The following is a 25,169-nucleotide window of genomic DNA, read 5'->3' on the forward strand; positions in this document are numbered from 1 at the left end:
AAAAACCTGAGGAGGAGAAACGAAATGAGCAAACCTGAAATTCTATATTCCGTAAAAGCTGGTCGAGGTTCTACCCTGCGGTGCAAAGGGTGGAGACAGGAATCGATTCTCCGCATGCTTGAGAACAACATGGAAAATGCCGAGAAGCCAGAGGAGCTGGTCATTTACGGTGGAATCGGCAAGTGCGCGAGAAACTGGGAATCGTACCATGCGATCGTGAACTCCTTGAAGGAGCTGGAGGAAGACGAGACGCTGGTCGTGCAGTCAGGGATGCCAGTAGCTGTATTCAAAACACATAAATACGCACCGACAGTCGTTATGGCAACGACCAATATCATGAAGCCATCGTGGCCCGTTTTCTACGATTTGCAGGACAAAAACCTGACGATCTTCGCTCAGTATACAGCAGCACCATGGGAGTACATTGGTACGCAAGGGGTGATCCAGGGAACGTTTGAGACGCTGTCAGCCATTGCGCGCTTGCATTACAACGATTCGCTCGTCGGAAAAATCATGCTTACGGCAGGCGCTGGCGGCATGGGCGGCAATCAGACCCGGGCGATGACGATGCACGGTGGTGTATGTATCCTCGTAGACGCAAACGAAACGATTATTCGTCGCCGCATGAGTGTAGGGTATATCGATCTGTTGGCAGATTCACTCGATCATGCTATTGAGCTGGCCAAAGAGCATGCAGCCGAGGGCAAGTCACTTGGAGTCGCTGTCGTGGGCAATGCAGCAGATGTATTTGAAGAAGCGTACGAAAAAGGCTTCATGCCTGACATTTTGACCTCGATGACGCCCGCCCATGATCCGCTTTCATACCTCCCGGCTGGCTATACGCCAGAGGAAGCAGAGGAGCTGCGCCACTCCGACCGCGACCTGTATTTGCAGCTGGCACGGAAAACGATGATTCGTGAATTGCGTGTGACCAACCAGTTTTTTGACAAAGGCGTGCACGCATTCGAGTATGGCACGAGCCTGCGCAAGGAGTGCAGGGACGCCGGAATGCCTGAGGAAGAAGCGATGAAAATTCCCGGCTTCGTCTCCGAGTACATCAGACCGCTTTTCTGCGAAGGCCGCGGACCTTTCCGCTGGACCTGCTTGTCTGGGGAGAAATCGGATTTGGAGAAGATCGACAGCATGGTGCTGGAGAAGTTCAAGGACGATTTGCTCGTCACTCGCTGGATCAAGCTGGCTCGCGAGCACATCCCGATCGAAGGCTTGCCAGCGCGCATCTGCTACCTCGGCTTTGGTCAGCGCAAGGAGTTTGCACTTGAAGTAAATGAGATGATCAAGCGCGGCGAGCTGGCTGGACCCGTGGCGTTTTCAAGAGACAATCTGGACTCGGGCTCGATCGTTAACCCTACCTTTGAATCCGAGAAAATGATGGATGGCGGCGACCTGATTTCTGACTGGCCGATGCTGAACGGGTTGTTGAACGCAGTCGGGATGTGCGATTTGATCGCGATTCAGGCGAACTACTCGATGGGCGAGGCTGTTCATACAGGCGTGACGATGATTGCCGACGGGACAGAAGATGCGCATATGCGCTTGTCCGTTTGCATGACCGTGGACTCAGGCATCGGGGTTGTACGTCACGCACAGGCAGGCTACAAAATTGCCAAGGATGTAGCCAATGGACAAGGAGAGCTGACCAAGGAAAGTATCAAAATCCCGCTCTGGTGGACACCTACAGCTACGTTCGGACCAAATGATCTCAAGGAAAAAGAAGCAGACAATACGAGTCTATCCCGTTAAAAAACGTTGCTTGGACGCTGCTGCTGATCTCGTGGCAGCGTCCCTGTCATAATTCCTTGTGTCACAGACTGCCTAGGGGGTGGAGGGTAAATGAACAAACAGGTGCAGAAAAGCCGGGCGAGTCTCATCATTCAAAACGCTACGGAGGTCGTCACCTGCCGAGGTACCGATGTCAGCTCAGTTGAGAGAATTCCGGGAGGCTGGGTCGCAATCGCAGAGGAGGAGATTATTGCGGTTGGGACCCGGGACCAGGTTGCTGCCGAGGTCGACATGGAGCATGCCGATGTGATTGATGCTTCGGGAAAAGTTGTTGCTCCCGGCTTCGTCGATTGTCATACACACCTCGTTTTTGGAGGATCACGGGTGCAGGAGTATGCAGCCAAAATGACGATAGATGATCCGTCAGAGCTGGCACGGATGGGAATTCAGACTGGGATTCAGGTTTCTGTCGAGATGACGAGAGGTGCCAGTGAAGAGCAGCTGTTTCAAACTGCCAGAGAGCGGCTGGCTAGAATGCTGCAAGCTGGAACAACAACGGTCGAAAGCAAAAGCGGCTATGGCCTGACGACGACAGATGAAATCAAGATGCTCCATGTAAATGCCAAGCTGGCAAAGATCATGCCTGTAGATATCATCAGTACGTTTCTCGGTGCGCATGGCTGGCCGGCACAACTCCCCAAAGAGGTGTACATGGGAGTTTTGCTCGATGAGATGATTCCATGGGTGAGTGGGCTTGGAATTGCTACCTATTGTGACGTCTGGTGCGATGACGGGCATTTTACCGCGCAGGAATCGGAAAAAATTTTACGGGCAGCAGCGGATGCGGGGCTTTCGCCAAAGATTCATACGGATGCGTATTCGTATGTAGGCGGCTCGGATTTGGCTGCTGAGATGGGGATGGTTTCGGCTGATCATCTGAACTACACGCCACCTGCTGTCATGCAAAAGCTGGCGAATGCCGGGGTCACGGGCGTACTGATGCCTGCTCTCGATTTTGCTGTACGTCATCCACGACCATTTGATGCGCGGGCGATGATTGATTCCGGCATGACCGTAGCACTGGCGACCAACCTGTGCCCGGGCTGCTGGACGGAATCGATGCAATTCGTGATGGCACTCGCTTGCCGTCTGTATCGGATGTCCCCGGCAGAAGCACTGCGGGCTGCAACGATTGGAGGAGCGATGGCGCTCGGGCTTGGGAAGGATCGTGGGTCGATTGAGGCTGGAAAACTGGCTGATCTGCAAATCTGGAATGTCCCGTCCTACGAGCATGTGATCTATCAGCTGGGTGGCAATGTAGTTGAGAGGGTAATCAAGCGCGGGAAGCAGGTCGTTGATCGCTCTTATCTGGAAACAGGGACAGAAAAGCTAGTCTGACAGAAAGGATGGAGGAGAAAATGAGAACCCAGTTTCAAGCGGCGGAAGCAGTGAACGGGGAACGCTTGCTGGACAGCTTCTTGCAGCTAGCCAAAATTAATGCACCCAGCGGAGATGAGAAGCCGATTGCGGATGTCCTCGTACCACTTTTGACCGAGATGGGATTTACCATTCAATTTGACGAGGCTCATAAGCAGATTGGGGGAAATTGCGGCAATTTGATCGCTTGGTGGGAAGGCACTGATCCGAATCTGCCTCCGCTTTTCCTCTCGACCCATATGGATACAGTGCTGCCTACAGCCGGACTTACTCCCGTCATAAAGGATGGCGTCATTTACTCAGACGGGACGACGATCCTTGGTGCCGATGATCGAGCAGCTTTGGCAGCCTATCTGGAAGCGATTCAGGTGATTCAGGAAACAGGAGCACCATGTGGACCGATCGAGCTGATCTTGACCGTCTACGAACAGCCCGGGTTGGTTGGAGCCAAATATTTGGATTACTCCAAGGTGAGGAGCAAGACTGGCTACATTTTTGACAGCAGCGGAGACGTTGGGCAAATCATCCTGCAAGGACCGTACAGCAGTCGGATTTGGTGGGAAATCGAGGGTAAGCAATCGCATATCGGCCTAAATCCGGAGGAAGGAATCAATGCCATCTTGATCGCAGCAGCCGCTCTTCGCGAGATGCAGCTAGGCAAAATAAGCGAGGAGACACTCGCAAATATCGGGGTGATACAGGGCGGTGAGCTGACGTCGATCATCCCGGGAATGGTCAAGGTGAGCGGTGAAGTGCGCAGCTTTACCGCCACAGGCTTGCAGGAGCAAATCGAGCATATGTGCGCAGCGTTTACAGAAGCAACGAAATCGTTTAACGGCACTGCACATGCTCGTATCGAGAAGAAATATGCCGGGTTTGCTATTCCGGAACAATCCGATTTCGTCCAATCCGCAATCCGTGCGGCAGAGAGGATCGGGGTAAAGCCTTACTTGACGAGGACGCTAGGCGGAGCGGATACGAATGTGCTCAATGAAAATGGCTTGACCTGCATTACGCTGGGACTGGGCTTTCGCAACATCCATTCTTACCAGGAGCATATCAGCATCGAGAACTTGGTGAATACGGGTAAATACGTAGCTGCGCTCATTTGTGAATGGTACGAGATGCACAAACCAAAATAAAGGGTCAGATAAGGGGGATCAAGCCGTATGAAAAAGCATGCGAAAATAAGCATCCTTTCTGCTGTTCTCGTTGCCAGTAGCACGCTCGGAGGTTGTGGAGCAGCAAGCAATCAGGCAAACAACGGAGCTACTGCTACCCAAAGCCCTGCCAGCTCATCTGAAGGCGCAACGACAAACCATGCAGAAGCTGGGGGAAAAATTTTGGTTGCGACCCAAAGCCCTCTATCTGGAGCTTCCTCTTCACTGGGCGATGCGATCAAAAGCGGTGCGGAATACGCGCTGAATCAAAAAAAGGAAGAGTTCAAAAAGCTTGGCTTTGACTTGCAATTGTATCCGCAGGACGATCAGGCTGATCCCAAAATGGGCGTAGCGAACGCAGAGATGCTGATCTCCAATCCCGAAGTGCTTGGGGTAATCGGTCATCTAAACTCCGGGGTGGCGATCGCAGCTTCTGTCAAATACGAGGAAGGCGGATTGGTCATGGTGTCGCCTGCTAACACAGCCGTGAAGCTGACCGAAGAGGGCAAAAAGACGGTGCATCGCATCGTAGCCAGGGATGACGCACAGGGACCGAAAGCTGCGATGTATGCCAAAGCGGCGTTGGGAGTAAAAAGTGTGTTTATTCTCCATGACAAAACTTCATACGGCCAAGGCTTGACCGGCGAAGTCAAAGCCCAATTTGAAAAAGACGGAATCGAGGTACTGGGTTACGAAGGCGTGACGGTCGGAGAGAAGGATTATACGGCTGTTCTTAATCAGGTGATGGCGAAAAATCCGGACATGATTTATTTCGGCGGTCACTATCCAGAGGGTGGCATTATCGTCAAGCAAGCGCGGCAAAAAAATTACAAGGGCATTTTCATGGGCGGAGACGGACTTGATTCCTCTGACATGGTGAAAATTGCGGGACCTGCCGCCGAGGGTGTCGTCTTTACCTCCATATCCGGGGATGTGACGCAGACGGAGGAAGGCAAGAAATGGGCGGAGGAATATAAAGCGGCGATGAATAAACCGCTGGAAACACTCTCGGTATACGGCTTTGACTCTACGAATCTGCTGCTGAATGCCATGGTGGAAGCGATCAAAGCAAATGGTGGCAAAAAGCCTACGAGAGAGCAGGTGCTAGAAGCGGTTCACAAGACAAAAGACTTCAAGGGCCAGTTTACAACGGTCACTTTTGATGACAAAGGGGATAACCAAAGCGCCGACGTATTTATATTCAAATACGAGAACGATAAGTCCGTATACGTAGGCAAGGTAGAGTAATCAGGACCAATGGAAAGGAATGGATGAGCCAGTGACACAAGCACAATTTGCCGAAGTAGTGGAGCTAGACGGAGAGCGATTGACGCGTGAACAGCTGCGTCAGATTGTGGAGAGGAAAGCGACGTGCGTCATATCGGAGGAGGCATGGATACGAGTACAGGAAAGTCGCAGGCGAATCGAAGAGCAGGTGGCCACAGGAAAAATCATCTATGGCGTCAATACAGGCTTTGGAAAGCTTAGTGATGTAAGCATTGATGCAGAAGACGTTGGCCTTTTGCAATTGAATCTCTTGCGGGCCGATGCGGTTGGCGTAGGAGAACCACTGCCTACACCCGTTATTCGGGCGATGCTCGTCTTGCGTGCGAATGCGCTTGCCAAAGGCTATTCCGGAATCCGTGCGGAAACCTTGCAGCTTTTGATTGATTGCCTGAACCGCGGCATTCATCCTATCGTCCCTTCCAAGGGCTCACTTGGCGCAAGTGGAGATTTGGCTCCTTTGGCTCATATGGCGTTGATTCTCGTTGGAGAAGGCTATGCGGAATACGAGGGAGAGCGTTTGCCTGGAAAAGTGGCACTGGAGCGTGCTGGACTTGCCGCAGTCAAGCTGGGTGCGAAGGAAGGCTTGGCTTTGATTAACGGGACGCAATGTATGACGGGCGTAGGAGCAATCGCGATTACGGAGGCTGAGCATCTCGGGCTGGCCGCGGATATGGCAGCTTGCCTGACGATGGAAGCGCTGCGTGGGATCATCGATGCCTTTTCGCCTGAACTGCTGGCGACTCGCCCGCACAAAGAGCTGGAGCTGGTAGCGGGACGTATTCGGACATGGCTGGGCGGCAGTCGGCGAATTACTCAGCAGGGGGAGCTGCGCGTACAGGATGCCTACTCGATTCGTTGCATTCCGCAAGTGCATGGCGCTTCCTGGCAAGCGTGGGGATATGCCGAAGATAAAATTTTGACAGAGATGAATGCAACGACTGACAACCCGATCGTGCTTGAGGATGGACGTGTTCTCTCGGGTGGGCAATTCCACGGTCAGCCGATTGCTTTGGCGATGGATTTGCTCAAAATCGCCGCTGCCGAGTGGGCCAATATTTCCGAGCGTAGAATCGAGCGACTCGTTAATCCGCAGCTGAGCGGCCTATCGCCTTTTCTCGCACCCAATCCGGGCCTTGAATGTGGATTGATGGTTGCCCAGTACGCAGCTGCCGCACTTGTTTCGGAAAATAAGGTGCTCGCCCATCCCGCCAGCGTCGATTCAATTCCGTCCTCGGCAAATCAGGAAGACCATGTCAGCATGGGGACGATTGCGGCACGTCAATCACGTGAAATCATTGCGAATGCAGCTCGTGTTATTGCGATAGAAATGATTTGCGCTTCGCAGGCGATTTATTTGCAGCAAGCAGAGGATGACCTGGCACCGCGAACACGCCAGCACCTGGAGTGGGTACGAGAAATCATCCCGCCACTTACGACGGATACAGCGATCAGTGAGCAGATTGAAATGCTTGCGCAGGCATTGCTAGCAGAAGAGATCGTGTGAATGTGTCGGAATATTTTGCGAATAATTCCGCTAAAGGGGGTATGCGTGTTGAAAAAACGGAATGGATTGTTCGCCGCCTTTTTAGGAGTGGCACTTCTCGTATCGGGATGTGCGGGGAGTAACTCTGCCAGCTCGTCAGCCGATGCGAATACAATCAAAGTGGGCTGGTTCGGACCGTTAACCGGCCCCACGGCAACAGATGGTACGCTCAGTCGGGACGCAGCCTTGCTTGCTGTTGAGCAGGTGAATGCTGCTGGAGGGATAGGCGGCAAGCAAGTTCAGCTCGTCACGGAGGATGACCAAGGCAAACCGGAAGAAGCGCTCAAAGCTGTGCAAAAATTAATCAACAGCGACAAAGTAGTGGCGCTCGTGAATGGCGCATACAGCGGACCTGCCAAAACGGTTGCTCCTAAAGTGCAAGAAGCCAAAATCCCGATGGTCGTCGCGTACGCCGTTCATCCGGACATTACCAAAGGGGGAGACTACGTCAATCGGGTGATTTATACCGGTGATATCCAGGGCAAAGCAATGGCGGATTATGCGGTGAATGACCTGAAAAAGAAAAATATTGCTGTCCTGTATGTGAACATTGACTACGGAAAGTCCATTTATGGCGCATTCAAAATCGAGGCAGAGAAGCTTGGTGCCAAAGTGGTGATCGATAAGCCGTTCAAGATGGGAGACAAGGATTTCAGCTCACTTTTAACCGCGATAAAGGCAGCGAATCCAGATGCGCTCTATGTCGTGGGATATTACAACGAGGCGGCGGCTATCGTCCAGCAGGCTAAAGAAGCGGGAATCGGTGCACAGCTATTGGGCGTGGACGGATTTGATTCTCCGAAATATTTGGAGCTGGGGAAATCAAACACGGAGGACTCTACCTTTACGACCTCGTTCTACACATCGGATCAGCGTGACATTGTCCAGAAATTTGTCAAAGACTATACGGCAAAATACAAGAGTGAGCCTGGGATGCTGGCGTCCCAAAGCTATGATGCCGCAATGGTCATTTTAGAAGGAATGAAAAAGGTGGGGACCGACAAAGAGCAGCTTGCCAAAGCGATCAACGAAACGAAAGATTTTGAGGGCACCTCAGGAAAAATAACGTTTGGAGCCGATCATGAGGTCATCAAGCCCGTCATTTTTATGACGATCAAGGATGGAAAGTTCCAATTCGTCCATTCGAAGGTATACAACTAAACCAATCTGTGAGCGATATGTGGGGAAAGAGGACTAATCGGCTGGTCCTCTTTTTGGCAATTCAATGGTTTTTACCATTTTTTAGAAAAAGGGGTGAAGCGAGGTATGCTTGCTCAACAACTGCTCAATGGTGTAGCACTAGGCTTTCATTATGTCCTGATCGCGCTTGGCCTTACGATGGTGTATGGTGTCTTGAGACTGCTCCATTTTGCGCATGGTGTGATCTACATGATCGGAGCCTTTGCAGCCATGATCGGTATTTTGTACTTGCAGCTTCCTTTTGCAGTTGCTCTGCTTTTTGCCATGGTCGTATCGGGGATTGTCGGTATGAGCATTGAGCGTTTTGCCTATCGGCCGCTGCGGGGAACGCATCCGATCACGACGCTGATCAGTGGGGTTGGTATTTCGATTTTCCTGGAAAATGTCTTTCAGGTGATGTTTACCTCCGATTCGCGCGCTTTTCCGGAAACGGGAATAACAACCTCGATCATCACGCTCACAGATTCGATCACGATTACGAACACAAAGCTGTACATCATCATCGCAGGGGTGGTTTGTCTCGGCTTGCTGTACGGTTTTCTCAAGCTGACCAAGCTGGGGATCGCGATTCAGGCGGCCGCTCAGGATATTCGCGCGGCATCGTTAATGGGGATCAACGTCAACCGAGTGGTCGCTGTCACATTTATGCTAGGCTCGGCTTTAGCTGCGGTTGCAGGGGTTCTCGTTGCCATCAATTTTAACTCGATTTCACCAACGATGGGCGCACTGCCCGGTCTGAAGGCGTTTTGTGTAGTCGTGCTGGGCGGGCTTGGCTCCATACGCGGTACCATCGTCGGCGGGTTGCTTCTAGGGATCGTTGAGTCACTTGGTGACGGCTTCATGACTGACCTCGTGATTGATAAAGACGCGATTGCGTTTGTGATCCTCATTTTGATTTTGCTGATCAGACCATCTGGGTTGTTTGGTAAGCATATTGAGAAAGTGTAGGTGATGAATCTGATGGATGACATGTTGAACCCGTACTACGTCGATATTGTCGTCTTCTTGATCATCTATCTCCTGCTGGGACTCGGCTTGAATCTGATTACGGGCTATGCGGGACAGGTATCGCTCGGGCACGCGGCCTTTTACGGCATCGGGGCCTATAGCTCTGCGATTTTGTCAGTCACGTACGGTATGAATCCGTGGGCCTCGATGGGGAGTGCTGTGGTCATTACGTTTGTTATCAGTGCGATTTTGGGTCTGCCCAGCTTACGGGTACGAGAAGATTTTTTAGCGATAACCACACTCGGGCTTGGATTGATTGCCCAATCTGTTTTTAAAAATGCGGAAATTACAGGTGGTGCTTACGGGATTGATTCGATCCCCGTTCCCTCGTTGTTTGGGGTGGAGCTGAAAAACGTAGGCTACCTGCTGCTGGTCGTCGTTGTACTGTTGGCGGGAATTTTTGTGATGCAAAAGATAACGAAATCCCGCATAGGACGGGCATGGATGACGATACGAGAGGATGAGATGGTGGCGCAGGCGATGGGCATTAACACCACCTACTACAAAGTGCTGGTGTTTGCGATAGGCGGGGCGTATGCGGGAGCGGCCGGGGCGCTTTTTGCCCACAAGGCATCGTATATCAGTGCAGAATCGTTTGGCTTCACGATCTCTGTGACCGTACTTAGCATGGTGGTGCTGGGAGGACTCGGCAGTATTCGCGGCACCCTGTTTGGTGTCGGTGTCTTGTACCTTTTGCCCGAGCTGTTTCGCTTGTTCAAGCTTGATTTTATGGAGATGCAAAACCTCGACGTGTACAAAATGATGGTCTATGGCCTGCTGATGGTGATCGTGATGCGTTACCGTCCAAAAGGCTTGTTTGGAAAGACTGGCTTTAAAAAGAATAAGAGCTACTCGCGAGGCAAGGAAGCGTCGATCAAGGGTGGTGATCAGGTTGCTTAAAATCGAAGGTATCACAAAGCGCTTCGGAGGCTTGGTTGCAGTAGATCAGGTAAGCCTGCAAGTGAACCAGGGCGAGATTTTTGGCTTGATCGGTCCAAATGGGGCAGGGAAGACAACCTTTTTTAACATCTTGACCGGGATTTACAAGCCAGATGCTGGCACCATCATGTTTGAGGAAAAGCCGATTCACGGTCTAAAGCCGTTTCGGATTGCCAAAAGCGGGATATCGCGGACGTTTCAAAACATCCGTTTATTGAAAGAAGAAACTGTTCTGGACAATGTGGCGCTGGGTATGTTCGGCAAAACGTCCAGTGGACTGTGGGCCGCCATTTTGGGGCTTCGCTCGGCAAAGGATGAAGAAGCAATTGTGCATACGGAAAGCTTGCGTCTGCTGGAGCTGGTTGGACTTGCGAACTATGAGCAGCTGGAGGCAGGAAGTCTATCCTACGGGAATCAGCGGCGTGTGGAGATAGCCAGAGCGCTCGTTGCCAAGCCAAAATTGCTGCTTTTGGATGAACCGACAGCCGGGATGAATGCAGAGGAAGTACAGGAAATGACAGCGCTTATACGAAAAATCAGGGAGAATGGGACAACTGTCATTCTGATCGAGCATAATGTGACGATGGTGACAGGGCTATGTGATCGGATCGCTGTGCTGGATCACGGGGTCAAGATTGCCGATGATTCTCCGGAAGCCGTCATTTCCAATCCTGAAGTCATCGAGGCTTACATCGGCAAGGTAGACGATGAGGGGGTGACTCATCGTGCTGCGAATTGAACAGCTGCATGTTTCCTATGGAGGGATTCAGGCGGTTCGCGATGTATCACTTGAAGTCAACGAGGGGGAAGTCGTGACGCTGATCGGCTCCAATGGGGCTGGAAAAACGACGACCTTGAATGCGATATGCGGGATTACACCTTCTCGCGGAATGATCCAATATCGGGGAGTCGACTTGCAGGGCAAAGCGACCCACAAAATCGTCCGCGAAGGCATCGTGATGGTTCCAGAGGGGAGGCGGGTTTTTCCCAAGCTGACGGTGGCAGTAAACTTACTGATGGGTGCGTACGCCAGGAAAATCTCCAAAGCATCGCTGCGAAAGGAGATGGAAGATATTTACCAGCTGTTTCCTCGGCTGGCTGAACGGGCGAACCAGATGGCGGGCACGATGAGTGGAGGGGAGCAGCAGATGCTGGCGATCGGGCGTGCACTGATGGCGAAGCCCAGCTTGCTCATACTGGATGAGCCCTCCATGGGACTGGCACCGATCGTTGTCAAAGACATATACGACACAATTCGCCGCATCAAAGGGCAGGGTATCACGATTCTATTGGTTGAACAAAACGCATTGATGGCGTTGGCCGTAGCAGACCGCGGTTACGTGCTAGAAAATGGAGAGATTCGGCTGCACGATACGGCTCAAAACCTCCGTGAGCAGGATAACGTGAAGAGGGCGTATTTGGGGAGGTAGCAAGCACGTGGAAATATCGAGCATCCTTGATGTAATCAGGATGCTCTTTAATATTGTTGTTACCATAGCAAAGCATCCCTTGATAGATAGCTTTTAAAAATTGTATGGACTAATCTTCTCTGTAGTAAAGGTCTAAACCCTTGCGTTTTTCATGCTGCAGTCCTTTGCTCTCTTCAGCGCGTGAATCTCTCGAATGAGGATACAGCCAAAGGAAATCGACCATAAGTTACTGGAAAGAGTGCGATTTTTATTACTTGAATGGGAACGCTAATTTTTACTAACAATTACATAGAAATGGTATATTATACCTATTGGATATTTTTTGTCTTTTTATAAAATTGGTATGATTTTGGAATTTCTTTTTTAGAGGTTAGACAGCCCTATGCGCTCTCACTATATCGACTTCGATCAGTTTTGCTGCGGATGATAGCAGTATCAGCCCGTTAAGTGACGGGCATCTTCCAATCCCGTGTGGCCTAAATAATAATAAGTAGGGAGGTTTATATATGAAGAAAAGAAGTGTACTTATTTGTGGGCTTGTTTTAGCTGGTGCTGTTTTCGCTGGTAGCAATCTATATGCAAGTGAAGATATAGTACAATTAAAAAAATCCAATCACCAGAAAACGCTTCATTCATTGGGAATCGAAGTAAAAACGAAAGATTTGGAAAGAATGACAACTTTGACGGATGAGAACGGGAAAAAATGGATATATAATGATTTCATCCATAGCGGGATTTTTGAAGAGGAAATGAGAAATAAATATATTGAGGACGTAGCTGGTGCGTTCATTGAAGTGCAGGACGAAATTATGCAGGAACACGCCAAAGTAGGGGATACAATTCCAGTCATACTCTTGGATGAAGATTTAAAAGAAGGCTCCTTTTCGTTTAACAGAGAAAATGGAGAAGTTCTAGTTTTCAAACTCAAATATAATGAAAATAATGGAACATGGGATTACGAAAAGGAAAAATAATACCTTCGTATGTCGCACCCGAAAAGGGTGCGATTTTCATTTTCTAAATTTACTACCTCGTCCCCCATCTCTTCTGCTTTCAGAATCAAGTGGAGGAGGGAAACGATTAATAGATCTCAGTATGAATGGATTAAGGAGCATCGGACTTGCTGCACCTAATATGCTAGATTCTAATAATAAACCGAATGACTTAAAACAGATTGAAAATGACGTTCTTAGTTAGTGGCGTCGAGACTCAACTAAAGTGCATCTTTTACGTTTGCTACGGTCGAATAGCAATTTGACTTAAAAGATAAGAACTGATTATTTCATCAAAACTGAAATGTCAGATCATTTTAAAAAATGTATTGATTTTGTCACCGAGTAGGAATATGATGTTTTCAGATAGTTAGTTAATCGTTATCGTATAACGATTAACTAAGGAGGCTGTACATGAAAAAGAAACTAGTAAAAATCACAATAAAAGACGTAGCAAAGCATGCAGGCGTATCTACTACTACGATTTCACGCTTTCTGAACGGACGCTATGAAGCGATGGGCCAGGAAACAAAGGAAAAGATTCAGAAGTCTATCGAGATGCTGGACTTCAAACCGAATCAGCTGGCACGCGGACTTCGCAACGATCGCAGTAATACAATCGGGTTTGTAGTAGCAGATATCGGCAACCCATACTCGGTCTCGGTCATCCAGGGGATGGAAGAGATATGCAGCCAGCTTGGATACAGTATCATCATCTGCAATGCAAACGAAGATCCCGAGAAGGAACGGGAAAGCCTCATGATGCTGGAATCGAAGCACATCGATGGCTTGATTATCAACTCTTCGGGCAAAAACAATGATTTACTGATGCGAATCGGATCTGCTATTCCTGTCCTTTTGATTGACCGCAAGCTGCCGGGAATGCCTTTTTCTACGGTTACGACGGACAACACACAGGGCACATTGCTCGCGATTGAGCATTTGACAGCAAGAGGCTGTGATCGTCTCCATCTCTTCATATCTGACCCGGATGGTATCAGTCCTCGGTATGAGCGTATTTATGCTTTTGAACAGTTTGCGAAAAACAACAGCAAGGTTCAGGCTTCATTGAACGTCATCGAGGAGTATTCCCAAGCATTAGTGAATGAGCATGTAAAAAAACTGGTTGAAAGCAAGCGGCCTACAGAAAAAATCGGGCTGATTGCCGGTAACGGAAAGCTCTCACTGATGGTGCTAAAAGCCATTCATCAGCTGAACTACCAGGTGCCAGAGGATTTGCTGCTGATCGGCTTCGACGATCCCGAGTGGGCGTCGATTGCGAGACCAACCTTGACCGTATTGTCTCAACCGACCTATGAAATAGGGCGCCAAGCCGCGGAGATGATGATCGCGCAAATTCAACAGGGACAAGAAGCACCACCACAGACCTTGGAGCTGATGATGCAGCTCATCCAACGAGAATCCACAGAATTCTAATTTTTTTTGGAAGTTAGTTAATCGATATACGAAAACGATTAACTAAAAAAGGGGGTGCCTCACTTGTACGAACAACTAACGACGCCAGCGGTGATCGTAGATCTGGACATCGTTGAAGCGAATCTAGCAAAAATGGCAGGCAAGCTGGCAGAGCAAGGGATCAAGCATCGGCCACACATGAAGACACACAAGTCTGTTGCGCTTGCCAAAATGCAGCTCACAGCAGGGGCCCATGGTATCACAGTAGCCAAGCTGTCAGAAGCTGAAGTGTTTGCTGCAGCGGGATTAGACAATATCTTGGTTGCCTTTCCGCTCATTGGAAAAGAAAAGCTCGATCGCTTTGCTAGACTCCACCAATCTATTGAAATCATAACCGTGGTAGACAGTATGGAGGGAGCAAAAGGGCTTTCCGAGGTAGGAATAGCGACAGGTAAGCCAGTACAAGTCCTGATTGAAGTGGATGGAGGTCTGCACCGTGGAGGAAGGCAGCCAGGGGATGAGCTCGTCTCGTTCGCATGCGAGCTGCGAGAGCTTACAGGCATACGCATCGTAGGTATCCTCTCTTACTTTGGACAAATCTATCGGGAAAAAGGCAGGGAGGCGCTCCAGTCTGTGGTCAAAAAAGAGTCAGAGCTGATTCAGAGGATTACAGACGAGCTGCAGGAAGTTGGCATTTCCTTGGCGATCATCAGCGCAGGCTCCACACCAACCTCATTATTATGTGAGGATTTGCGAGGGGTCACTGAGGTTCGAGCAGGCAATTATATATTTAATGATGTAACCGCGGTAAAGCTCGGGCTTGTGGAGGAGAAGGACTGTGCGCTGCGTGTGATCGCTACAGTAGTCAGTGTCCCGATGCCTGGGAGAGCGTCGTTTGATGCCGGTTCCAAGACATTGACGAGCGATCGCGCCCCGGATCATGATGGATACGGGATTGTAGTAGGTCATCCATCTGTACAGATCATGGCACTAAATGAAGAGCATGGGATGCTGCAATTCGATCCTGCGAGCGTTTCCTTTTCTGTGGGAGACCGTATTGAGATTATCCCGAACCATGCGTGTGTCATTCCGAATTTGAATGATTCACTTACGACGGTCAGAGGGCAGCAGGTAGTTGATACGATTCGCGTGGATGCGCGAGGCTGCAACTATTAAGAGCGTTTATACATTTATTAAAAAGGAAGTGCTTTCACATGGGAAGAATTGAGCAGCGCCTGCAAGAGCTGGGCATTACGCTACCCGAGCCGCCGCCTGTTGCAGCTATTTACGTACCGGCAGTAACGGTAGGCAATCTCGTCTATACATCAGGGAATGATTGTCGGGTCAGTGGCAAGCTGATGTTTACAGGTAAGCTGGGACAAGAGCTGACGATTGAAGAGGGACAGCTGGCTGCGAGACAAACGATGATTAATTTGCTTGCTGTACTGAAGGCTCATTTAGGCGATTTGGACAAAATCGAGCGGATTGTAAAGCTGCTAGCCTTTGTAAACAGCGCGCCTGGCTTTGCTGATCAGCCTTATGTAATCAATGGAGCTTCTGCTTTACTGGAAGAAGTATTTGGGGAACAGGGAAGACATGCGAGGTCCGCAATAGGTACGTCCGAGCTGCCGTTTCATACCCCAGTAGAGATCGAAATGATCGTTCAAATCAAAGAATAGATAATATGTTCGGAATTATAAAAAAATGAATTGACATGAGCCGTGTTCGCTAGTAGTATGATCCATAAAATGAAGCTAATGCATCAGATATCAGATTTCAGTTGGTACAAATTTCCTGCTAAATTCAACAACCACCGTGGGAGGATGACAGAATGAAGTTGCTGACCTTTCATACAGAGAGAGGCTTGCAAGTAGGGATTAAGACGGAGCGGGGAATCTTGGATATCGCCAAAGCAGCGGGTACATATCACACCGACGATCCCAGCTTACAGTCGATCGAACAGATTGTAGAGGGTGGAGTCGAGGTGCTGGAATGGCTTACCCGGCTTTTGACGCTGGCAAGCGATGCAAATGATGACGAGCTATGGCTTGCGGAAGACAGTCTGCGGCTCGGGCCATGTGTTCCGCAGCCAGGAAAAATTATCTGTGTAGGCCTCAATTATCGTAAGCACGCAGAAGAGTCCAAGCTCGCGATTCCCGAATCACCCGTACTGTTCAACAAATTCGCGAACAGCATTGCGGCCCACGAGGAAACGATTCAGCTTCCGAAAGGCACAAGCCAAGTCGATTACGAGGCGGAGCTTGCGATCGTCATCGGAAAAAAAGCGAAGCATGTTTCCAAGGAAAACGCTCTGGAATACGTATTCGGGTACTGCAATGCCAATGATCTTTCAGCGCGTGACCTGCAAAACAGGACGAGTCAATGGCTGCTCGGCAAAAGCTGTGACGGATTTTGTCCGGTGGGTCCCTACCTGGTCACCTCTGATGAAGTAGGCAACCCAAACGATCTGCGGATTCGCTCGTATGTGGGTGGCGAGGTGAGACAAGACTCCAACACTGGCGATATGATCTTCGCCTGTGACGAAATTGTCAGCTATATCTCTTCGTACATGACATTGGAACCGGGTGACATCATTTTGACGGGAACACCAGAGGGAGTCATTCTGGGGTATCCAAAGGAAAAGCAGATCTGGCTTGCGGCCGGAGACGAAGCAACGATCGAAATTGAAAAGCTCGGTCGCTTGACGAATCGTTTTCAAGACGAAGCCTGACTCACCTACAAACTCTAATTCCTACTCCCTAAGGAGGTACAAGCGAACATGAAAGCATTATCCCAAACGAGAAGCAGCTTGCCACGTTCAGGCATACGCCAAATCATGGACTACTCAGCAACGATCCCGGATGTGATCCATCTGGAAGTGGGTGAACCGAATGTAAACACACCACTCCACATTCGCGAAGCAGCATTTGCAGCCATGAACGAAGGGTTTACCCACTATACGGCAAATGCCGGATTGATCAGCCTGCGCAGCTCTATCGCAGATCACCTGAAGCGCCAATACGAAATACAGGTGAATACTGATCAGATTGTGGTCACTGCCGGAGCAGTAAATGCGCTCGTCGCAACAGTCCTGTCGCTAGTAGAATCCGGGGAAGAGGTTTTGATACCGGATCCAGGCTGGCCGAATTACGAACAGATCATTTTAAGTCAGGAATCGATTCCGAAGCGCTACAAGCTCTTGCCAGACGCAGGCTTTGTCCCAGATATCGCTGAGCTGGAGCGAGTGGTTACACCAAAAACAAAAGCGATTATCATCAACTCTCCCGGCAATCCTACAGGCGGCGTACTCAGTGAGGAGAACATAAAAGACCTTCTCGCCTTTGCTTCCAAGCATGATCTATACATCATTTCCGATGAGGTCTACGACGGGATCGTGTTCGAGGATAAGCATATCTCCCCGATGTCCTATGACACAGAGGGCAGAGTGATCAGCATCTTCGGCTTCTCCAAAAACTACGCAATGACAGGCTGGAGGGTCGGCTATGCAGTTGCTCCGCAGCAGATTGCGGCCGTTATTGCAAAAGTGTTGGAGCCGCTCGTCTCATGTGCTTCGTCTGTATCGCAAAAAGCTGCGGAAGCGGCCATCTCTTCGACGCAGGAGTTCGTTCACGAAATGCGCGAGATTTATCAGGCCAGACGTGATAGCGCTTACAGGTTGCTGGAGGAAGCTGGCATCAAGGCGTACAAGCCCAAGGGAGCTTTCTACATGATGATCGATCTCTCCGGGATAGAAACAGAGGAGGAGAATCTGGCGATTGCCTTGGTCAAAGAATCCGGGGTTGCAGTGGCTCCAGGAACCACCTTTGGATCGACGACGGCACACATGATTCGCATCTCTCTCGCGACTGAAGATTCCAAATTATTAGAAGGCGTTAAGCGGATTTGTGATTTTGTAACAAAACATAGAAAACAATAACAAAATCAAGGGGGATTCTACGATGTTTCGTAAAAAGAAAAGTGCATTACTGACTCTCATGATGTCACTCGCTCTGTTGGTTAATGCTTGCAGCTCCGAAACAAGCTCGTCGCCCACCCAAAATACGCAGAGCCGACTCGACAAAATCATCGCCTCGAAAAAAATCCGCATCGCTACTTACGCTGACAGCCCAGGCTGGAGTGTACTGAACGCTTCTGGTGAATACGAAGGCTTTGACCCAGACATTTCTCGCAAGCTCGCAGAGTCGTTGGGAGCCGAGATTGAATTCGTAACGACTGACGGAGTAAACCGCATCCCACTTCTTGAATCCGACAAAGTCGATGTAGCTATCTCTGTGTTTACACCAACAAACGAGCGCGCGAAGTCGATCAACTTTACCATTCCGTATTCCGCAGCCGGCTTGGTTCCGATGTATCCAAAAAATAAACCGATCAGCAGCTGGGATGGCGTAAAAGGAAAGAAAGTTTCTGTATCCAAAGGCTCCACGGGTGATATCGCGCTGAGCAAGTACTACCCGGAAGCACAGCTTGTTCGCTTTGATTCCACAGCAGATGCGTTTTTGGCACTGAAAACGGGCAAGGTTGATGTTTTCGTAGAAGAAGATGGCATCATTCTCGACTTGCTGAAAAAGAATCAGGAATTCGAATCGCTGCCTGGTCAACCGTTCCAATCCTCCTATATTGCGATGGGTGTGAAAAAAGGCGATCAGGAATGGCTGAACTACCTGAACCACTTTATCCGCAACCTGAACTATTCCGGTGAGGGTGCAGAATTGTACAAAAATCGATTTGGTGTAGATGCACCGAAGCTGTTGACCTACTAATCCTCTGGCAGTCCCATATAAATCGGAACGGGGGACGAGGTTCTCCCGTTCTGATCACCCTGAGAATGAGGTGATTGGTTCGTGAATTTGGTTTTCCATGATATTATCCCGTACATTCCTTTGCTGATAAGTGGTCTTGGCACGAGCTTGATGATTACGGTCATCTGTATGCTTGCCGGTACGGTGCTTGGTTTGTTTGTCGCCTTGGCCAAATCCAGCAAGATCACTCCCCTTCGCTATTTTGGGAACACGTACATTGAAATTTTTCGCAATACGCCATTGATCGTGCAGTTGTACCTGCTTTACTTCGGAATGGGGCAATTGGGACTGGATATTAGTCCACTGTGGTCTGCTTTGATCGGGATCACGATCAACAATGCTGCGTATACAGCTGAAATATTCCGTGCTGGTCTTAGCAGTGTTCCAAAAGGGCTTTATGAAGCAGGCAGCGCCCTGGGCATGAACTCAGCCCAAACCTTCCGCCATGTCATTTTACCACCCGCTTTTCGCACAGCGTTTCCAGCTTTGACAAACCAACTTGTCTTGCTGTTCTTGTTCTCTTCCGTCGCCTCCATCATTTCGCTTGAGGAACTGACGTATCAAGTGATGAATATTGAAACGCAAACATCCAGAACATTGGAAATTACATTGATTGCCACAGTGCTCTACTACGGATGCTCATCGATCTTTGTGTACCTGTCCAACGCCTTGGCAAGAAAAGTGTTCAAATGGTAAAGGGAGGATTACAATGACTCAAGATTTTGGTTGGATACATCTCGTCCCGTTATTAAATGGCGCGTGGCTGACGATCCAGCTTTGTTTCTTCTCATTGCTGATAGGTGGTGCAATCGGGATCATCGTCGGTCTCGGAGCCGCATCCAAAAACAAGCTGGCAAACGTCCTCTCTTCTCTCTATATCAGATTGGTCAGGGGAGTTCCCCTTTTGATGATCATCTTTTTGATTTACTTTGCACTTCCGATGCTCCATATCGGCATCAACTTTTCCAAAGGCTTTTCCGCTGTTGCGGCTCTCTCGATTTACGCAGGCGCTTATTTGGGCGAAATCGTCAGAGGGGGAATTCAGTCCGTACCAAAAGGACAATTCGAAGCGGCAGATGCTTTGGGGATGACTACCTTTCAAAAATTCCGGCATGTCATTATCCCACAAGCAATGAAGTTCATCATTCCGCCGGGGATCGGATTTTTCATTGCACTGATCAAGGACTCGTCGCTGGTTTCCATCATCGGCTACATTGATCTGACAAAAGCAGGAAAGGTCGTCAGCAGCCTGACCTTTAACCCGATCGCCTCTTTCCTTGCAGTTGCCGCGGTGTATTTCGTACTCTGCTTCGGACTGTCCAAGGCATCATATTACTTCGAAAAGAGATTTCTGGGCTCAACGTAGGTCTGGCCTCGTCACTTGGTAGAAAAGGCTGGTAGTGGGAAGGGAGATAATCAATGAACATTCAAGTGAAGGATTTGCATAAAAGCTACGGCAAGCTGGAGGTATTAAAAGGGATCGATTGCGAGATTAAAGAGGGAGAAGTGGTATGTGTCATCGGTCCCTCCGGCTCGGGAAAAAGCACCTTTCTGCGTTGCCTCAATTTGTTGGAGCAAATCACAAGTGGTCAGGTTTTGATTGGCCAGCATGACATCACGAATGCCAAAACGGATATCAATATGGTTCGTACCGAGGTAGGAATGGTCTTTCAGCAATTCAACCTTTTTCCGCACAAGACGGCTCTGGAAAATGTCATGCTTGCTCCCGTCATCGTAAAGCACGAGTCCAAGGAAGCAGCGCGCGCCAAAGCACTGGAATTGCTCGCAAAGGTAGGACTCAAGGAAAAGGCTGATTCCTATCCGGGGAACCTGTCCGGGGGGCAAATGCAGCGTGTAGCCATTGCGCGTGCACTGGCGATGAACCCCAAAATCATCCTGTTTGACGAGCCGACCTCAGCACTAGACCCTGAGCTGGTTGGAGAGGTCCTGAATGTTATGAAGGACCTGGCACAAGAAGGCATGACGATGGTAGTCGTGACGCATGAGATGGGCTTCGCCCGTGAAGTAGCGGACAGGGTCATTTTCATGGACCAAGGCTATATCATCGAAGAAGGAGATCCAGAAGAAATCTTCCGTGCACCTAAAAATGAACGCACGCAAGCCTTTTTGCGCAAGGTGATCTAAGGGCAGGCAGGGGGTGCCAACATGCATGCAACTGGCTTAACATGTGTCGTTTGTCATAAGGCGTATCCTCTCGCCCCCCTGTACGAGTGTGGGGAGTGCGGGGGAATCCTGAAGGTTACTTATGCGATTGCGCAAGCGGATGGCTCGAGTGCTTTGCTCCCGGTTTCCGAGCAGAATCGGATTCATTTGGGGGAAGGCAATACCAGGCTGCTATCGGCTCAACGGCTTGCGAAAAGGCTGGGCATCAAGACGCTGCTGCTCAAATGTGAATTCATGAATCCTACTGGATCTTTCAAAGATCGCCCTGTATCCATCGGGATTTCGAAGGCAGTAGAATTTGGTTTTCAGCAAGTCATTGCTGCTTCCAGTGGAAATGGAGCTGCCTCAGTCGCTGCTTATGCTGCACGTGCGGGGCTTCAAGCAATCATCCTTGTCCCAGAATCCACACCGCTTGAAAAGGTAAGGCAGACCCTCGCTTACGGAGCCAAGGTCATCCGTGTGAAAGGGCCGTACAGCAACTGTTTTTCGCTGGCGAAGCAGCTTGGTCAGAGTCAGAACATTTTTAATTTGACGACAACACTTCTGAATCCGTACACGGTGGAGGGAAACAAGCTCGTAGCCTATGAGCTGTATGAACAGATGAATGGAATGGTTCCTGATGTAATCTATGTACCGATTGGGGCCGGACCATTGCTGATTGGTATTTACAGAGGATATTTGGAGCATCACCGGTATCATCCGGGAGCAAAGCTTCCCAGAATGGCAGGAATCCAGGCAGCAGGAAATAATCCGATCGCAAAAGCGTTTGATCAGGGCGAGTCAGTGGTTCGTTCAGAGCCCAATCCACAAACGATTGCGGGCGGGATTGCAGACGGATTGGTCGGTTATGAAAAGGATGGAACCTATACACTACAGATCGCAGTGCAATCAAAAGGATTTGTGTCAGATGTATCAGACGCCCGAATATTGGAGGCGCAAATTCTGTTAGCCCAGGAGGAAGGGGTCTTTGTAGAGCCTTCTGCGGCAGCAGGCATAGCAGGACTGATGAAAAGCTTGGAGGAACAGCGAATCTCTGAAAATGATTCCGTGGTCGTTGTTTTGACTGGACACGGATTAAAGGATATGGGAAATGTCCGCGTTGCGAGGGAAGTACCTACCATTGACGATAGCATGGAGCAACTGCTGGAAGTGCTAGACAAATAGAGGGGTGGAAATGGCATGAGCAGCATCACGATAGGAATTACAGACTGTGATCATCCATCAGTGGAAATTGAACAAAATGTCATCCAGAATGCTTCTGCACAGATGGTTCTGCATGAATGCAAAACAGAGGAAGAAGTGATCCTGCACTGCGCAGATGCAGATGGCTTGCTGAACCAGTACGCTCCTCTGACACGCAATGTACTCGGCAAGCTGCCACGCTGCAAGGTCATCGTGCGATACGGTGTAGGTGTAAACAATGTAGACGTACAAGCAGCTACTGATTATGGCATTCAGATTTGCAACGTACCTGATTACGGAGTAGATGAAGTATCCGATCACGCTTTGGCACTCATGTATACACTTACGCGCAAGACGCTGCTCCTCGGCAATGCGATCCGCAAAGGAGAATGGGATTTTAGCATTTCCCGTCCGATTTTGCGATTGCGTGGACAAACAGTTGGTGTCGTCGGTCTTGGTCGAATCGGCAGTGCCTTTGCCAAAAAGGCGCACGGGGCAGGATTTCACGTAATTGGTTACGATCATCGAAACATTAGGGAGGATTCCCTTTCCTTTGTCGAGCGCGTCACGTTTGAAGACTTGCTTGAGCGCTCCGATATCATTTCGATTCACTGTCCGCTTACAGATGAGACGAAAAATTTGTTCAGTACAAAAGAGCTGCAGGCCATGAAGTCCTCCGCCTATCTCATCAATACAGCACGAGGCTCGATCATTGACGAGGCCGCACTGGATCAGGCGCTTGCCGAAGGGTGGATCGCCGGGGCAGCACTCGACGTCATGGAGTTGGAGCCGCCAAAACCAGATAATCCGCTGCTCAAGCATGAGAACTGCATCATTACTCCGCATGTCGCCTGGTATTCCGAGCAGGCATTTGATGAATTAAAGCGAAAAGCGGCGGAAGAAGCCGTGCGTGTTTTGTCAGGAGAAAAACCACATTATCCAGTGAACCAGCTATAAGAGGGATGTTCATGAATGATAAGGAGCGTACCAGGATGACTATGAAAAGCGCTGTTTACTACGGGGCAAATGACATTCGCGTAGAAGAAAAACAAGTACCGACTCCGCCAGCAGGCTGGGCATTGATAAAGGTGAGCTATACAGGGATTTGCGGAACCGATCTAAATATTTTTGTGGGCGCGCATCCACGTGCGAAGGGGCCGCTCATCATTGGTCACGAGCTTTCTGGGACATTACTTGAGGGGCATCCCACTTTGCCGGCAGGTACGCCGGTAACTGTCCGCCCGCTCTTATTTTGCGGAGAGTGCGAGCCGTGCCAGATGGGGAAAAGTCATGTGTGCAAAAACCTCCAGCTAGTAGGAATCGATTGTGATGGCTCCATGGCCCAGTATGTGGTCGCTCCGGTAGAAACGATTCATGCGCTGCCAACCAATGTGTCCCTCAAGGCAGGTGCTTTGATCGAGCCACTGGCAGTGGGTGTCCATGCGGTTCGGCAATCCGGCTTTGTTCCAGGTGATACGGCACTTGTTTTTGGTGCAGGACCGATCGGGATGTGTGTAGCCGTTTCTTTGCAGCTGCTCGGAGCTGGACGTGTAATCGTAGCGGAAACCAATCCTTTCCGTCTGCAAATGGCCAAAGATTTGGGCTTTGAAACGATTGATCCAAAGGATGGCAGAATCGTAGAACAGGTGCACATGAAAACAGAAGGGAACGGTGCAGATTTTTCCTTTGACTGCGCCGGCCATCCGTCCGTATCCGAAATCTTGACGCACGCGACGAAAATACGCGGTACGGCTGTCGTTGTTGCCGCTTATAAAAAGCCTGCACCGATCGATTTGCTGCAAGCGATGTTCAAAGAAATTACGATCAAAGGCGTCCGCGTGTATACGCCAAAAGATTTCGAAATAGCTGCACAGCTGCTCGAAAAGCCGTTTGACTTTGAAAAATTGATCACCCATGTTATGCCGCTTGAAGACGTAAAATCCGGATTTGATATGCTGCTCTCCGGCGGAAATGCCGTCAAGGTTCTGATTGCGATCGATCAGGAGGAAGAGGTCAGCAGTGGAACAGGAAGTGGAGAGCAATGACCATGTTTGATTTGAGCGGACAGGTAGCCGTCATCACAGGTGCGACTCGAGGACTCGGTCAGGCTATGGCAGTTGCTTTGGCAGAGGCAGGAGCGGATATCGCTCTGGTGCAACGAAATGCTGCGGACACTCAGACAAAAGAGTTAATAGAGACAGTCGGGAGTCGGTGCGAAATTATTTTGTGTGATCTGGCGGAAATGGAACAGGTCAAACAGGTTATGGATCAGGTTGATCGCGTATATGGAAAGGTGGACATCCTGGTCAACAACGGGGGGATACAAAGGCGTTCTCCTGCAGAGGATTTTGCGGAAGCAGACTGGGACGATGTGCTGGATGTAAACCTGAAAACGGTTTTTATTCTCTGCCAGCAAGCGGGGAGGCGAATGATCACCCAGGGGCGCGGCAAAATCATCAATATCGCGTCACTCCTATCTTTTCAGGGAGGAATGCGGGTGCCTGCCTACGCTGCAGCCAAGGGCGGTGTTGCACAATTGACGAAAGCACTCGCGAATGAGTGGGCCGCTCATGGAATTACGGTCAATGCGATTGCGCCAGGATATATGGCTACGGACATGAATGAAGCTTTGCTCAAGGATGAAACACGCAATCGCCAGATTCTCGAAAGAATTCCCACGGGGCGTTGGGGAAGGGCAGAGGATATGAAAGGAAGCGTCGTCTTTCTTGCTTCACAAGCATCCGATTATGTGAACGGTCATGTACTCGCAGTGGATGGCGGCTGGCTGGGCAGATAATGATTGCAGCACATGTTGAGGGAGGACGTGCAAG

General features: G+C 49.8%; 24 protein-coding genes. All 24 read left to right on the forward strand.

Annotated features, from left to right (window positions below; genetic code table 11):
- Positions 1–24: 24 nt before the first annotated feature.
- The 24 genes from C3B52_RS02030 to kduD all read left to right on the forward strand — a co-directional run bounded on the left by C3B52_RS02030 (position 25) and on the right by kduD (position 25,135).
- Positions 25–1,761 (forward strand): urocanate hydratase, encoded by a 1,737-nt coding sequence (locus C3B52_RS02030; protein WP_103104416.1) that lies wholly within the window; start codon positions 25–27, stop codon positions 1,759–1,761.
- Between the two features lie 90 nt (positions 1,762–1,851).
- On the forward strand, positions 1,852–3,138 hold the full coding sequence (gene hutI, locus C3B52_RS02035) for an imidazolonepropionase (RefSeq protein WP_235615566.1): 1,287 nt from the start codon (positions 1,852–1,854) through the stop codon (positions 3,136–3,138).
- Positions 3,139–3,158: 20 nt separating this feature from the next.
- A complete protein-coding gene (locus C3B52_RS02040) occupies positions 3,159–4,319 on the forward strand; it encodes a M20/M25/M40 family metallo-hydrolase (protein WP_235615567.1) in 1,161 nt (386 codons plus the stop codon).
- A 27-nt stretch (positions 4,320–4,346) separates the two neighbouring features.
- Complete coding sequence (locus tag C3B52_RS02045; RefSeq protein WP_103104418.1) at positions 4,347–5,585, forward strand: branched-chain amino acid ABC transporter substrate-binding protein; 1,239 nt, start codon at positions 4,347–4,349, stop codon at positions 5,583–5,585.
- A gap of 31 nt (positions 5,586–5,616) precedes the next feature.
- Positions 5,617–7,128, forward strand: coding sequence for a histidine ammonia-lyase (gene hutH, locus C3B52_RS02050; protein ID WP_235615568.1), 1,512 nt, complete (start codon positions 5,617–5,619; stop codon positions 7,126–7,128).
- A gap of 48 nt (positions 7,129–7,176) precedes the next feature.
- Positions 7,177–8,328 carry an ABC transporter substrate-binding protein gene (locus C3B52_RS02055; protein ID WP_373419703.1) on the forward strand — a complete coding sequence of 384 codons (1,152 nt, stop codon included), beginning with the start codon at positions 7,177–7,179 and terminating at the stop codon, positions 8,326–8,328.
- A 105-nt stretch (positions 8,329–8,433) separates the two neighbouring features.
- Complete coding sequence (locus C3B52_RS02060; RefSeq protein WP_103104421.1) at positions 8,434–9,315, forward strand: branched-chain amino acid ABC transporter permease; 882 nt, start codon at positions 8,434–8,436, stop codon at positions 9,313–9,315.
- Between the two features lie 12 nt (positions 9,316–9,327).
- Positions 9,328–10,275, forward strand: coding sequence for a branched-chain amino acid ABC transporter permease (locus C3B52_RS02065; RefSeq protein ID WP_103104422.1), 948 nt, complete (start codon positions 9,328–9,330; stop codon positions 10,273–10,275).
- Complete coding sequence (locus C3B52_RS02070) at positions 10,259–11,053, forward strand: ABC transporter ATP-binding protein (protein WP_306418804.1); 795 nt, start codon at positions 10,259–10,261, stop codon at positions 11,051–11,053. Before C3B52_RS02065 ends, C3B52_RS02070 begins: the two co-directional genes overlap by 17 nt.
- On the forward strand, positions 11,040–11,744 hold the full coding sequence (locus C3B52_RS02075; protein WP_103104424.1) for an ABC transporter ATP-binding protein: 705 nt from the start codon (positions 11,040–11,042) through the stop codon (positions 11,742–11,744). Before C3B52_RS02070 ends, C3B52_RS02075 begins: the two co-directional genes overlap by 14 nt.
- Before the next feature lie 506 nt (positions 11,745–12,250).
- Positions 12,251–12,718, forward strand: a complete 468-nt coding sequence (locus C3B52_RS02080; protein WP_103104425.1) for a hypothetical protein — start codon at positions 12,251–12,253, stop codon at positions 12,716–12,718.
- A 432-nt stretch (positions 12,719–13,150) separates the two neighbouring features.
- Positions 13,151–14,173, forward strand: coding sequence for a LacI family DNA-binding transcriptional regulator (locus C3B52_RS02085; RefSeq protein WP_103104426.1), 1,023 nt, complete (start codon positions 13,151–13,153; stop codon positions 14,171–14,173).
- A 63-nt stretch (positions 14,174–14,236) separates the two neighbouring features.
- Positions 14,237–15,328, forward strand: a complete 1,092-nt coding sequence (locus C3B52_RS02090; protein WP_235615570.1) for an alanine racemase — start codon at positions 14,237–14,239, stop codon at positions 15,326–15,328.
- A 38-nt stretch (positions 15,329–15,366) separates the two neighbouring features.
- The gene (locus C3B52_RS02095; RefSeq protein WP_103104427.1) at positions 15,367–15,831 is read left to right on the forward strand and encodes a RidA family protein; all 465 of its coding nucleotides are present in this window, start codon (positions 15,367–15,369) and stop codon (positions 15,829–15,831) included.
- 152 nt (positions 15,832–15,983) lie between these two features.
- A complete protein-coding gene (locus tag C3B52_RS02100) occupies positions 15,984–16,883 on the forward strand; it encodes a fumarylacetoacetate hydrolase family protein (RefSeq protein ID WP_103104428.1) in 900 nt (299 codons plus the stop codon).
- A 48-nt stretch (positions 16,884–16,931) separates the two neighbouring features.
- Positions 16,932–18,089 (forward strand): pyridoxal phosphate-dependent aminotransferase, encoded by a 1,158-nt coding sequence (locus C3B52_RS02105; RefSeq protein ID WP_103104429.1) that lies wholly within the window; start codon positions 16,932–16,934, stop codon positions 18,087–18,089.
- A gap of 22 nt (positions 18,090–18,111) precedes the next feature.
- Positions 18,112–18,933, forward strand: coding sequence for a transporter substrate-binding domain-containing protein (locus C3B52_RS02110; protein ID WP_103104430.1), 822 nt, complete (start codon positions 18,112–18,114; stop codon positions 18,931–18,933).
- 81 nt (positions 18,934–19,014) lie between these two features.
- Positions 19,015–19,668, forward strand: coding sequence for an amino acid ABC transporter permease (locus C3B52_RS02115; RefSeq protein ID WP_103104431.1), 654 nt, complete (start codon positions 19,015–19,017; stop codon positions 19,666–19,668).
- 13 nt (positions 19,669–19,681) lie between these two features.
- Positions 19,682–20,338, forward strand: coding sequence for an amino acid ABC transporter permease (locus C3B52_RS02120; protein ID WP_103104432.1), 657 nt, complete (start codon positions 19,682–19,684; stop codon positions 20,336–20,338).
- A gap of 53 nt (positions 20,339–20,391) precedes the next feature.
- Positions 20,392–21,117: an amino acid ABC transporter ATP-binding protein gene (locus C3B52_RS02125; protein ID WP_103104433.1), complete on the forward strand. Its 726-nt coding sequence runs from the start codon at positions 20,392–20,394 to the stop codon at positions 21,115–21,117.
- A gap of 21 nt (positions 21,118–21,138) precedes the next feature.
- Positions 21,139–22,320, forward strand: a complete 1,182-nt coding sequence (gene thrC / locus C3B52_RS02130) for a threonine synthase (protein WP_103104434.1) — start codon at positions 21,139–21,141, stop codon at positions 22,318–22,320.
- A gap of 15 nt (positions 22,321–22,335) precedes the next feature.
- The gene (locus tag C3B52_RS02135; protein WP_103104435.1) at positions 22,336–23,295 is read left to right on the forward strand and encodes a C-terminal binding protein; all 960 of its coding nucleotides are present in this window, start codon (positions 22,336–22,338) and stop codon (positions 23,293–23,295) included.
- A 35-nt stretch (positions 23,296–23,330) separates the two neighbouring features.
- A complete protein-coding gene (locus C3B52_RS02140) occupies positions 23,331–24,383 on the forward strand; it encodes a zinc-dependent alcohol dehydrogenase (protein ID WP_103104643.1) in 1,053 nt (350 codons plus the stop codon).
- On the forward strand, positions 24,380–25,135 hold the full coding sequence (kduD, locus tag C3B52_RS02145) for a 2-dehydro-3-deoxy-D-gluconate 5-dehydrogenase KduD (RefSeq protein WP_103104436.1): 756 nt from the start codon (positions 24,380–24,382) through the stop codon (positions 25,133–25,135). Before C3B52_RS02140 ends, kduD begins: the two co-directional genes overlap by 4 nt.
- The last annotated feature ends 34 nt before the right edge of the window (positions 25,136–25,169 follow it).

The sequence above is a fragment of the Brevibacillus reuszeri genome (genome assembly GCF_002897295.1).
In the GTDB taxonomy this organism is placed as follows: Bacteria; Bacillota; Bacilli; order Brevibacillales; family Brevibacillaceae; genus Brevibacillus; species Brevibacillus reuszeri_A.

Bases quoted from the DNA above. Each gene is read 5' to 3' on its own strand.
- C3B52_RS02030 (WP_103104416.1), top strand. From the start codon at position 25: ATGAGCAAACCTGAAATTCTATATTCCGTAAAAGCTGGTCGAGGTTCT.
- hutI (WP_235615566.1), top strand. From the start codon at position 1,852: ATGAACAAACAGGTGCAGAAAAGCCGGGCGAGTCTCATCATTCAAAAC.
- C3B52_RS02040 (WP_235615567.1), top strand. From the start codon at position 3,159: ATGAGAACCCAGTTTCAAGCGGCGGAAGCAGTGAACGGGGAACGCTTG.
- C3B52_RS02045 (WP_103104418.1), top strand. From the start codon at position 4,347: ATGAAAAAGCATGCGAAAATAAGCATCCTTTCTGCTGTTCTCGTTGCC.
- C3B52_RS02060 (WP_103104421.1), top strand. From the start codon at position 8,434: ATGCTTGCTCAACAACTGCTCAATGGTGTAGCACTAGGCTTTCATTAT.
- C3B52_RS02065 (WP_103104422.1), top strand. From the start codon at position 9,328: ATGGATGACATGTTGAACCCGTACTACGTCGATATTGTCGTCTTCTTG.
- C3B52_RS02080 (WP_103104425.1), top strand. From the start codon at position 12,251: ATGAAGAAAAGAAGTGTACTTATTTGTGGGCTTGTTTTAGCTGGTGCT.
- C3B52_RS02085 (WP_103104426.1), top strand. From the start codon at position 13,151: ATGAAAAAGAAACTAGTAAAAATCACAATAAAAGACGTAGCAAAGCAT.
- C3B52_RS02095 (WP_103104427.1), top strand. From the start codon at position 15,367: ATGGGAAGAATTGAGCAGCGCCTGCAAGAGCTGGGCATTACGCTACCC.
- C3B52_RS02100 (WP_103104428.1), top strand. From the start codon at position 15,984: ATGAAGTTGCTGACCTTTCATACAGAGAGAGGCTTGCAAGTAGGGATT.
- C3B52_RS02105 (WP_103104429.1), top strand. From the start codon at position 16,932: ATGAAAGCATTATCCCAAACGAGAAGCAGCTTGCCACGTTCAGGCATA.
- C3B52_RS02110 (WP_103104430.1), top strand. From the start codon at position 18,112: ATGTTTCGTAAAAAGAAAAGTGCATTACTGACTCTCATGATGTCACTC.
- C3B52_RS02120 (WP_103104432.1), top strand. From the start codon at position 19,682: ATGACTCAAGATTTTGGTTGGATACATCTCGTCCCGTTATTAAATGGC.
- C3B52_RS02125 (WP_103104433.1), top strand. From the start codon at position 20,392: ATGAACATTCAAGTGAAGGATTTGCATAAAAGCTACGGCAAGCTGGAG.
- thrC (WP_103104434.1), top strand. From the start codon at position 21,139: ATGCATGCAACTGGCTTAACATGTGTCGTTTGTCATAAGGCGTATCCT.
- C3B52_RS02135 (WP_103104435.1), top strand. From the start codon at position 22,336: ATGAGCAGCATCACGATAGGAATTACAGACTGTGATCATCCATCAGTG.
- C3B52_RS02140 (WP_103104643.1), top strand. From the start codon at position 23,331: ATGACTATGAAAAGCGCTGTTTACTACGGGGCAAATGACATTCGCGTA.
- kduD (WP_103104436.1), top strand. From the start codon at position 24,380: ATGACCATGTTTGATTTGAGCGGACAGGTAGCCGTCATCACAGGTGCG.